Raw genomic sequence first — 9989 nt, forward strand, 5'->3', positions numbered from 1 at the left:
CGGCCGCTCCAACGAACCCAGGGAGTATCCATGCAGCAGTTCGTCCCCACCCGCCATCTCTTCGGACCCGGCCCCTGCAACCCGTACCCGGAGGCGACAGCAGCGCTGGGTCTGCCGCTGCTGGGCCACCTGGACCCCGAGTTCATTGCCCGGATGGACCGCACCTGCGACGGCCTGCGGACCCTGTGGGGCACGGAGAATGCCCGGACGCTTCCGCTGAGCGCCACCGGTTCGGCCGGCATGGAGGCGGCCTTCGTCAACACCATCAACCCCGGCGACGTCGCGGTCATCGCCGTCAACGGCCTCTTTGGCGAGCGCATGTGCGAGGTCGCCTCCCGCGTCGGCGCCGAGGTCGTCCGGGTGGACCACGAGTACGGCACCCCCGTGGACGCCGAGCGCGTCGCAGCGGCCCACCCGAACCCGAAGGTCATCGCCGCGGTCCACGCGGAAACCAGCACCGGCGTCCTCTCCGACATGGCGGCCCTGGGTGCCATCAAGGGCGACGCCCTGCTGATCGCCGACGCCGTCACCTCCATCGGCGGCATGCCGGTCCTGGCCGACGAGTGGGGGATCGACGTCGGCTACGCGGGAACGCAGAAGTGCATCGGCGTGGCCCCCGGTCTGGCACCGTTCACGATTTCCGACCGCGCGTTCGACCGGCGCGTGCAGAAACCGCAGTCCTGGTACCTGGACCTCGGGCTCCTCGGCGGATACACCACCGGCGGTTCGGGCGGCCAGCGCACCTACCACCACACGGCTCCCGTGGGCATGGTCGCCTCCCTCGAGGCGGGCATCGACAGGATCCTCGTCGAGGGACTCGACGCCGTCACCGAACGCCACCGCGCCGCCGGCACCGCCTTGCAGGAGGGGCTGCAGGAGATGGGCCTGGAGCTCTTCGCCGCCGACGGCTACCGGCTGCCCCAGCTGACCACCGTCAAGGTCCCCGAAGGCGTCGACTCCGCTGCGGTGCGCAAGTACCTGCTGGAGCGCTACACCATCGAGATCGGCGGCGGCGTCGGCCAGTACGCGTCCACGGTCTGGCGGATCGGGCTCATGGGCCCGAACGCGAACCAGGACTCCGTCGCGCTGATCCTGGCGGCGCTGAAGGACGCCATCGCCGTCAACAGCTGAGCACGACGGCGCTGGCCGGGCGCCTGGGTCTACCCCCGGGTGCCGGGCTACTTCTTGAGCCGGGTCAGCGCCGATCCCTGGTGCATGGCGATGTGGTCCGTCTTGTCGCTGCGGATCTCGTACTGCGGTTCGTCCGGGCTGCACCGGCGCATGTGGCCCTTGTACTCGACGTCCTGCGTATGCTTTTTGACGATGGTCCCGGAGACGCGGCCGGCCTCGGAGTCCCACGACACGTGGTCGCCGGTGGAGAAGTCAGCTGACATTTTTGCCTCCTCGGTTCGGGCGGGTGGTGGACCACGCCGATGTGCCCGATGCTACTCAGAGGGGCACGAAGGCGCAGCCGAACGGGCCCGCTTGGCCTGGCCGACCAGCCGGGGACGCGGAGACATTTGCCGGTGAGCTCAAAGTGTTCGAACCGTCCGTCGTGGTCGGCAACTGTCTGCGTGCCGGAGATCTACTGGAACCCGAAACGCGCACAGCCGCCTGGCCTCGCGCTGGCCGCAGATCCGCCCTGCTCCGCCGGACGGTTTCGTCCTCAGAGAGAAGACAAACATACTCTGACGTTGCTATATCGAAGCTAATGCAATGTACATGTACACTTGGCGTAGAGGAGCGGTGTATATGGAAGAACTGGAGCAATTGGGGGCGCACGTGCGCCAGTGGCGCATCCTGCTTGGCCTGAGCCAAGAGTTGGCGGCAGAACGGGCCGACATCTCCCTGCCCACATGGCGGCGTATCGAACGCGGTGAACCGGGCGTGAAGATGGCGTCCTTCATGTCGGCGGCATCAGTGCTTGGACTCGCCCCACGGCTGGTCGGTGCCACGGACCCGCTTGAAACCGACCTGGGCAAGCTCCGCGCGCCACTCTTGGGCCGTCAACGAGCCCGCAGGAGGGACGTGTGAGCCTTGAGATATGGATGGGGGAGCAACAGGCCGGCACCTGCACCATCGACATACGGCCCGGCTTCCAGCAGTCCTCCATGACTTTCACCTACCTGGATGACTGGCTCGCGGACCCCCGAGCGTTCGCCATCTCCCCGGACTTGCCCCTGCAGCGCGGCCCGCACACGCCCGCATCTCATCGGACGACCTTCAGGGCGTTCGACGACGCGGCACCGGACCAATGGGGTCGCGCCCTCGTGGACGCCGAACTCCGGAGGCAGGCCAAAGCCAACGGCCGCCGGTTCAACGCGCCCACCGAGATCGACCGGCTCCTGGAGGTGGACGACCAGACCCGCCAGGGCGCACTGCGCTTCCGGCAGGACGGCACCTTCCTCGCTGCCGCATCTCCGAGCGCCGGGGTTCAGGAACTCCCGATGCTCGCCGAGGCCGCACAACGGTTCATCGACACCGGGGTAGTCGACGAAGCGGTCCGCCGGCTCGTGGGTGTTGGCTCCTCGCCCGGGGGCGCGCAACCCAAAGCCTGGGTCCGCGAGGACGACGGTTCCCTCCACCTGGCCAAATTCCCGCGAACTAGCGATACGAGGGACGTTTCGGCATGGGAGCTGACCGCGATCAGACTCCAGCGCAAGGCCGGCATCCGGGTTCAACCGTCTCGGATCATCCCAGTGGGTCCTGGCAGCTCGATTTTCGTGACCAGACGATTCGACCGTGAAGCCGATCACCGCATCCCGTACATGAGCTTCAGGAGCGCCTTCGCCCTTGAACCGCTCGAACACCCGGACTACGCAACCCTCGCCACACGTGTCGCAGCCATTTCCGCCAGCCCGTCCGAGGATGCTGCCGAGTTGTTCTCCAGGGCCGCATTCGGGGCAATGACCAACAACATCGACGACCACATGCGCAACCATGGCCTCTTGCATAGCGGCAACGGGTGGAGGCTTGCACCATCGTTCGATGTGAACCCCGAACGTTTCGGCCACTCGGACACGCCCCTGACACCGGAGGACGACCCCGCGCAGAAGGACATCAGGCTGCTGGTCGAGCAGTGTGGCACGTTCCGGCTCACCGCACCGGAGGCCATTGAACGTATCCGTCAGGTAGCCCAAGCCATCGCGGGATGGCGCGTCGAGGCCGTCGGGGCAGGGGTGGAACCCGGTGCCTTGGATGCCATGGCAACGGCTTTCGAAGGTGAGAGCATGCGCCACGCCCAGACGATGGTCGACGGCTCCTGGAAGCCGGGTGCGGCGACGACCTGGGTGGGGCCGCATCGGCGGAGTGGGCGTCGGATCGAAGGGCACTACCGGCGGCACGGCTGACCGGCGGCGTCGCCGTCGGCGAGCTCGGTCGTCTTGGTGTGGCCGGATAAGTTCGCCCTCGGGCCTGTGGCCGCTCCGTCACCACCGACGGGCATGGGGGCGGCACGCGGTCCAGCTCTTCATCGGACACACGGCACGGCACCATCGGATGATGCCCACCCGGTCATCCGGCCAGGCGGCCGAGCCAGTACCCCAGCCCTGCGGCCGCGACACACAGCACTGCCATGCCGGGCCCGTTGGCGAGCGAGGCCAGGTACCGGCGTTTCTGAAGCAGGCGCACCGACTCGAAGCTGGCCGTGCTGAACGTCGTGTAACCACCGAGGAATCCGGTTCCTGCGACGAGGTACACCGGCGCGCCCGTTGCGGACGCCAGCACCAGCCCGGCCAGCAGGCCCAACACCAGGGAACCCGAGACGTTGATCAACCAGGTCCCCACCGGGAACGCGACGCGGGTATGGGCCTTCACGAGGCCGTCCACCATGAAGCGCAGCGCGGCTCCGAAACCGCCGGCGACGGACAAGGCAACGAACAGCAGCGGGCTCATGCCGTCCCCTCCGTGCGGGGTCGCCGCCGGCTCGCCACCGCGATGCCCGCCCAGGAGGCCAGCGCGCCGACCAGGACGGTCGCCAGCACCAGGATCACGGCGGCGCCGGGGTCGGTCAAGCCGCCGCCTGGAGCGCCCCAGAGCTCGACGACGTCGACGGCGAAGGTGCTGTAGGTGGTGAAGCCGCCCAGGAACCCCGTGCCCAGCATCAGGCGCAGCGTGCGCCGGGCACCGTCGTCGTGCCCGGCCCGCAGCAGTGCCTCCAGCAGGAATCCGAGCAGGAACGCCCCGACGATGTTGACCGCCAGGATGGTGGTGGGGAAACCGTTGATGCCGGGAAGGGCGAGCGTGAGGCCTTCGCGCGCCGCGGTGCCGAAGATCCCGCCGAGCAGGACCAGCCCCACGTGCGGTGGGCTCAGGTGCGGCCGGCGCGGGGTCTGGCGCGGTGGAATCGCCGGCGTGCCGGGATGCGGGTCGGTGTCGCTCATGTCCAGACGCCCGAGGTGCCGCGCCGGTGGCTGTCCACCAGGTGGGTGTCGACGATGCCGACGGCCTCCATGAGCGCGAACATGGTGGTGGGGCCGACGAAGGAGAACCCCTTCTTGCGCAGCGCCTTGGACAGGGCGGTGGATTCGGGCGAGGTGGTGGGGACCTCGGCCATGGTGGCCGGGGCCGGGGTGGTGTCCGGCTGGAAGGACCAGATGAATTGGGGCAGGCCTCCCTCGGCGCGCAGGTCGATGGTGGCTTGGGCGTTGTTGATGGTGGCGCGGATCTTCGCCCGGTTGCGGATGATCCCGGCGTCGGCCAGCAGGCGTTCGACGTCGTCCTCGCCGAAGGCGGCGACGGTTTCGGGGTGGAAACCGGCGAACGCCGCCCTGAAGTTCCCGCGCTTGCGCAGGATGGTCGCCCAGGACAGGCCGGACTGGAAGGCCTCGAGGCTGAGCCGTTCGAACAGGCCCTGCTCGTCGCGCACGGGCATGCCCCACTCGGTGTCGTAGTACTCGCGCATCAGCCCGTCGGCGGCCCACGTCGGACGCAGCAACCCGTCCTCGCCGCGGACGACGCCCATCGGTGGTGTTGCTTGGTCCGTTGCGGTAGCCATGTGCGCTGCCTTCCCTCGCTGATGTCCTGCCCTCAGGGTATCGTTTCGGTGCCTGCCGCCGCCCCGGTCCCGGACCCGGGATGCACCGTTTCGTGCCGCGCTGTACGGGGCGATTCCGATATGCTGCGGCCAATGGTTTCCAAATTCGTGCACGTGTGGCTGAAGCCGCTGGCGGTCAACATCGCCGGCTGGTTGCTGCTGGCCATTGGCCTGTTGGCGCTGGTCCTCCCAGGGCCCGGATTGTTGTGCATTGTCGCGGGTCTGGCGGTGCTCTCGACCCGGTACCGGTGGGCCGAGAAGCTGATGCACCCGGTGAAGGCGCGGGCCTACCACCTGGCCGCCGAAGGCGTGAAGACGCGGTCGCGGATCGTGGCGAGCTCCATCGGCGCAGCGTTGCTGTTCACCTGCGGGCTGGTGTGGGGTCTGCGCCCGCCGATGCCCGGTTGGTGGCAGTGGCCGGAGGACTGGTGGCTGGTCGGCGGGTGGGGGACGGCCCTTTCCATCATGGGGTCCGCCGGATTCGCCATCGGGCTGATCATCTACAGCCACCGGCGGTTCGGGCTGCCGCTGAAGGCAGCCCGAGCAGCCGACGACGGCGGAGCCTAGGCCAGGCGCTCCTTCACCAGGGCGCTGGTCGCCTTGCCATCGAAGCGCCCGGCGACCTCGGCGGTGACCGACTTCATGACCTGGCCCATCTGGCGCATGCCCGGCTTCACGCCGTCCACCGTGTGCTCGGCGATGGCCTTCTCGACGATGCCGGCGACGTCGTCCGCGGTCAGCGGTGCGGGCAGGTAGGACTCGATGAATTCCGCTTCGGCATTTTCCTGTTCGGCGCGCTCGGGCTGCTCGGCGTCGGCGTAGGTCTGGGCCGTCTCGCGGCGGCGGGCAGCTTCCTTTTGGAGCAGGGAGGTCACCTGCGCATCATCGAGCGCCACCGGCGTCTTGCCGCCCTTTTCCCGGGTGTTGATCTCACCGAGGATGTTGCGCAGCGTCATGAGCGCGAGCTTGTTGCCCGACTTCATGTGGGCTGTCATATCGGTGCGGAGTTGTTCCTTCAGCGTGCTCATTCTGCGGCCTTTCGTGGCGGTGGTGCCGAAGCGGGTGCTGCCTCCAGTATCCCGTACGCCGAGCCCCTTCCGAGCGCATCAACGGTGGACGCGAGCCGGTGGATCCCGATGATGACCGCGATCCAACCGGCCAGGGTCAACACGCCACCGAGTGCCAGCAGCACCAGCGCGCCGGGGCCCGGTCCGTCCAGCAGCCCGTAGTAGCTGGCCGTCATGCCCGAGACGGCGAGGGCCACCGCGGCCACGACCGCCAGGGGTTCCAGCAGCACTCCGGCGAGCAGGCCCCACACCAGCAGCGGGGCCGACCTGCGGGGGCCGTGGCTCATGCGTAGAAACCGTCCTGCTGCATGGCCGCGGCCAGACCGCCGAAGATCACGATGGCCAGGGCAATCAAGATGATCCACCCCACGAGCATGACGCTGTTGAGGATCAACCCCGCGATGGCCATGCCCCGGCCCGCCGGTTCGCGCTTGATCCCGATGACGCCGAACACCAGGCCGGCGATCGGGACGATGAAGGTGAACCCCGAAAAGATCGACACCAGGCCGAGCACCAGGGAAGTGATGCTCATGCCGCGGGGCGGTGGGGCGTAGGGCTGCCCATACCCGGTGGTGTAGGTACCCGGATATCCCTGCTGGTTCTGTTGGGGGTACGGCTGCTGGGGGTACTGTCCCGGGTCGGTCATGGGTCCTCCATGGTTGCTGGCGAGTCGGTGGTCCTGCGTCCACCGTAGGCGAGCGGCGAACCAGCCACCAAGAGGGAATCCGGTCATGGGGGCCGCACTCCCCGGTTCTTGCTGGATGTTGTGCGATGCATTCCACGGTCCAAGCCAGCGAGCCCACGACAACAATGCCTGAGATGTTGGCGACGATGGTCCGGTTGCCAACAGGTGCGGCGTTCCAGCGACCGCGACTTCCTCTGCAGAAAACGGGAGACGAGAAATGTGACGGATTCTGGTATGCCGAAGTGGGTATTTGCATATACTGTCAATAGTGGAAAAGCCTAGCGGGAATGGGGCCCTGGTGAACGCGAATATCCGTGTGAGTGATGGTGTCGCCGCCATGGGTCTTCCTGAGCTCATTGCCGTATCCGCTGTCATCGTTGTGCTGGTCTGGGCGGCCCTGGTCTGTTCGGCCAGGATTGCGGTCAGACGCGCACGCGACACGGATGCAGAGCAGCGTGCGGAAGTTCGCTCCAGCGGGAGTGTGGCTGCACCTGAGGGAAAGCCGCAGGGTCCGGGCTATCCATCGATCCCACCACTGTGGTCCGGCCCCCCGAAAAACATGGGAGTTGTGTCGGCGAAGCATTATCGGTGACCCGGCTGGTGCCGGCCGGGCCCGCACCAGTACCACCTCGCCCGGGCGGCAGGCCAAGCCAGCGGTGTCGCAGCTGCGGTCCGGAGGGGCTACCGAGCTGCGGCGGGAACCGGGGCGTCCACCTTCTCCAGGCGCACCAGCACCGCCTTGGACACCGGGGTGTTGCTGCCGTCGGCCACCAGACTCAGCGGGACCAGGACGTTGGCCTCTGGGTAGTAGGCGGCGACGCACCCCGGCGAGGTCGGGTACTCGACCAACCGGCACCGGCGCATGACCCGGGGCACGCCGTCGTCGTGCACCCCGTGGACGTCGACATAGTCGCCGTCGGCCAGACCCAGCTCGGCCAGGTCGGTGGCGTTGATGAAGACGACGTCCCGGCCCTTGTGGATCCCGCGGTAGCGGTCATTGAAGGAATAGATGGTGGTGTTGAACTGGTCGTGCGAGCGCAGGGACTGCAGGATGAGCGTCCCGGCCGGACGTTCGACGTATTCGAGGTCGTTGACCGTGAGCATGGCCTTGCCGGTTGCGGTCGGGAAAGTCCGGGTGTCGCGGGGACCATGCGCGAGGATGAATCCCCCCTCGCGGCGGACCCGCTGGTTGTAGTTCGCGCATCCGGGCACCACGCGTGAGATGTGCTCGCGGATCAGGTCGTAGTCCTTTTCGAAGCCAACCCAGTCCACCTTGACCTTGTCGCCCAACACGGCATGGGCCAGGCGGCTGACGATCGCCGTCTCGGAGAGCAGGTGGTGCGAGACGGGCTCGACGTTGCCCCATGAGGGGTGCACGGCGCAGACCGTGTCCTCCACGGTGACGAACTGCTCGCCGGATTCCTGGATGTCGATCTCGGTCCGACCCATGGTCGGCAGGATCAGCGCCTCGGCGCCGGTGACGGTGTGGGAGCGATTGAGCTTGGTGGAGATCTGCACCGTCAGGTCGGTGCCCTCCATGCCGGCGTAGGCGACCCCGGTGTCGGAGACCGCCGAGACGAGGTTGCCGCCCAACCCGACGAAGACCTTGATCTTGCCCTGGCCCATGGCCTCGAACATCTGCACCGAGTCCACACCGTGCTCGCGCGGCGGGTTGAACCCGAACTCCTGCTGCAGGGCATCCAGGAACGAGCCGGGCATCTGTTCCCAGATCCCCATGGTGCGGTCGCCCTGCACGTTGGAGTGGCCGCGGATGGGGGAGGCACCGGCGCCGCGCTTTCCGATGTTGCCGCGCAGCAGCAGGAGATTGATGATCTCCTTGATCGCATCCACCCCCTTCTTCTGCTGCGTGATCCCCATCGCCCACGTGATGATGACCCGGTCGGCGGCGATGTAGCGTTCGGCCAGCTCGTCGATTTCGGCACTGGTCAACCCGGTCGCCTCCAGCACGGTCTCCTCGCGCAGGTGGCTGAGGTGTTCGCGCAGTTCATCCAGCCCCTGGCAGTGGCGGTCCAGGAAATCATGGTCCAGCACGGTGCCGGGGTTGCGGTCCTCGGCCTCCAGGACGCGTTTGGACACGGCCTGCATCAGCGCCATGTCGCCGCTGAGCCGGATCTGCAGGAACTGGTCGGCGATGTCGGTGCCGCGGCCGATGATCCCGCGGACCTTCTGTGGGTTCTTGTAGCGCCGCAGGCCGGCCTCGGGGAGCGGGTTGATGGCCACGATGTGGCCGCCGTTCTTCTTGCAGTTCTCCAACTCGGTGAGCATCCGCGGGTGGTTGGTGCCCGGGTTCTGCCCCATGATGATGATCAGGTCGGCCTGTTCGTAGTCCTCGAAGTTCACCGTCGCCTTGCCGACGCCGATGGTCTCGCCCATGGCCCAGCCGGAGGATTCGTGGCACATGTTCGAGCAGTCGGGCAGGTTGTTGGTGCCGAAGCCGCGGGCAAAGAGCTGGTAGGCGAAGGCCGCCTCATTGGAGGTACGGCCGCTGGTGTAGAACGCTGCCTGGTCGGGGGAGTCCAGCGAATTCAGCTTCGTCGCCAGCAGGTCGATGGCCTCGGACCAGGACACCGGGCGGTAGTGGTCCTCGCCGGCGGGCTTGTACACCGGTTCGGTCAGCCGGCCCTGCTGGCCGAGCCAGTACTCGCTGCGTCCGCGCAGATCGGACACGGAGTGCTCGGCCCAGAACGCGGAATCGACGGTGATGGGGGTGGCTTCCCAGGTGACCGCCTTGGCACCGTTCTCGCAGAACTCGAATGCCTTGCGGTGGTGGGGGTCCGGCCACGCGCAGCTGGGGCAGTCGAAGCCGTCCTTCTGGTTCATCTTCATGACGGTCTTGGCGGTGCGCACCGCACCCATCTTCGCCACGGCCGGTTCCATGGAGTGCAGGACGCCCGGGACGCCGGCGGCCCAGGACCTGGGGTGGTCGCTGACCTCCAAGTCGGACTCGTTCGGCTCGCTGACTTTCTCGACGTGCTTGGCCATGGTGACCCACCCTTTCCGCAACGCACCCCTCAGGCATCCGCCGTGTGGGCAATCACCTTCAGGCCTACCAGCGGGGCCGCCGCTCCGCAAGAGGGGGCGTCCACCAGGTGGGTGGCTGACGGTCGCGGTGGCAGCTGGATTTCTCGCCGCCCCGCCGACCCGAAGCACCCCCGTTGGCATCATCTGCCGCCAGGGGTCA

The 9989-nt window shown here is 67.6% G+C and carries 12 protein-coding genes; 4 read left to right on the top strand and 8 right to left on the bottom strand.

Features of this window, described 5'->3' with window-relative positions:
- Positions 1-30 precede the first annotated feature (30 nt).
- Complete coding sequence (locus ABD088_RS10220; protein ID WP_343901827.1) at positions 31-1131, top strand: pyridoxal-phosphate-dependent aminotransferase family protein; 1101 nt, start codon at positions 31-33, stop codon at positions 1129-1131.
- Between the two features lie 47 nt (positions 1132-1178).
- On the opposite strand, the gene ABD088_RS10225 is transcribed toward ABD088_RS10220, so the two are convergent.
- Positions 1179-1394: a hypervirulence associated TUDOR domain-containing protein gene (locus ABD088_RS10225; RefSeq protein WP_343901828.1), complete on the bottom strand. Its 216-nt coding sequence runs from the start codon at positions 1392-1394 to the stop codon at positions 1179-1181.
- Positions 1395-1752: 358 nt separating this feature from the next.
- Between ABD088_RS10225 and ABD088_RS10230 the strand changes: the two genes are divergently transcribed.
- Both ABD088_RS10230 and ABD088_RS10235 read left to right on the top strand, forming a co-directional pair.
- Positions 1753-2034, top strand: a complete 282-nt coding sequence (locus tag ABD088_RS10230) for a helix-turn-helix domain-containing protein (RefSeq protein WP_343901829.1) — start codon at positions 1753-1755, stop codon at positions 2032-2034.
- On the top strand, positions 2031-3350 hold the full coding sequence (locus tag ABD088_RS10235) for a type II toxin-antitoxin system HipA family toxin (RefSeq protein ID WP_343901830.1): 1320 nt from the start codon (positions 2031-2033) through the stop codon (positions 3348-3350). The genes ABD088_RS10230 and ABD088_RS10235 overlap by 4 nt, the downstream gene beginning before the upstream one ends.
- A 163-nt stretch (positions 3351-3513) precedes the next feature.
- On the opposite strand, the gene crcB is transcribed toward ABD088_RS10235, so the two are convergent.
- Genes crcB through ABD088_RS10250 form a run of 3 tightly spaced genes read right to left on the bottom strand, consistent with a single transcriptional unit; the run spans position 3514 to position 4996 of the window.
- The gene (gene crcB, locus ABD088_RS10240) at positions 3514-3894 is read right to left on the bottom strand and encodes a fluoride efflux transporter CrcB (RefSeq protein ID WP_343901831.1); all 381 of its coding nucleotides are present in this window, start codon (positions 3892-3894) and stop codon (positions 3514-3516) included.
- The gene (locus ABD088_RS10245; protein WP_343901832.1) at positions 3891-4382 is read right to left on the bottom strand and encodes a fluoride efflux transporter FluC; all 492 of its coding nucleotides are present in this window, start codon (positions 4380-4382) and stop codon (positions 3891-3893) included. Before ABD088_RS10245 ends, crcB begins: the two co-directional genes overlap by 4 nt.
- Entirely contained in the window at positions 4379-4996 is a 618-nt protein-coding gene (locus tag ABD088_RS10250) for a DNA-3-methyladenine glycosylase I (protein WP_343901833.1), read from the bottom strand. Before ABD088_RS10250 ends, ABD088_RS10245 begins: the two co-directional genes overlap by 4 nt.
- 132 nt (positions 4997-5128) lie before the next feature.
- Here ABD088_RS10250 and ABD088_RS10255 point away from each other — a divergent pair, with 132 nt between their 5' ends.
- Complete coding sequence (locus ABD088_RS10255) at positions 5129-5602, top strand: PGPGW domain-containing protein (RefSeq protein WP_343901834.1); 474 nt, start codon at positions 5129-5131, stop codon at positions 5600-5602.
- On the opposite strand, the gene ABD088_RS10260 is transcribed toward ABD088_RS10255, so the two are convergent.
- From ABD088_RS10260 to ABD088_RS10275, 4 genes are all read right to left on the bottom strand, one after another.
- Entirely contained in the window at positions 5599-6063 is a 465-nt protein-coding gene (locus tag ABD088_RS10260) for a GatB/YqeY domain-containing protein (protein ID WP_343901835.1), read from the bottom strand. The genes ABD088_RS10255 and ABD088_RS10260 overlap by 4 nt on opposite strands.
- Positions 6060-6389, bottom strand: coding sequence for a hypothetical protein (locus tag ABD088_RS10265; RefSeq protein ID WP_343901836.1), 330 nt, complete (start codon positions 6387-6389; stop codon positions 6060-6062). The genes ABD088_RS10260 and ABD088_RS10265 overlap by 4 nt, the downstream gene beginning before the upstream one ends.
- A complete protein-coding gene (locus tag ABD088_RS10270; protein ID WP_343901837.1) occupies positions 6386-6748 on the bottom strand; it encodes a DUF4190 domain-containing protein in 363 nt (120 codons plus the stop codon). Before ABD088_RS10270 ends, ABD088_RS10265 begins: the two co-directional genes overlap by 4 nt.
- 720 nt (positions 6749-7468) lie before the next feature.
- Positions 7469-9790: an FdhF/YdeP family oxidoreductase gene (locus tag ABD088_RS10275; protein ID WP_343901838.1), complete on the bottom strand. Its 2322-nt coding sequence runs from the start codon at positions 9788-9790 to the stop codon at positions 7469-7471.
- Positions 9791-9989 lie beyond the last annotated feature (199 nt).

The sequence above is a fragment of the Arthrobacter rhombi genome, assembly GCF_039526245.1.
In the GTDB taxonomy this organism is placed as follows: Bacteria; Actinomycetota; Actinomycetes; order Actinomycetales; family Micrococcaceae; genus Arthrobacter_H; species Arthrobacter_H rhombi.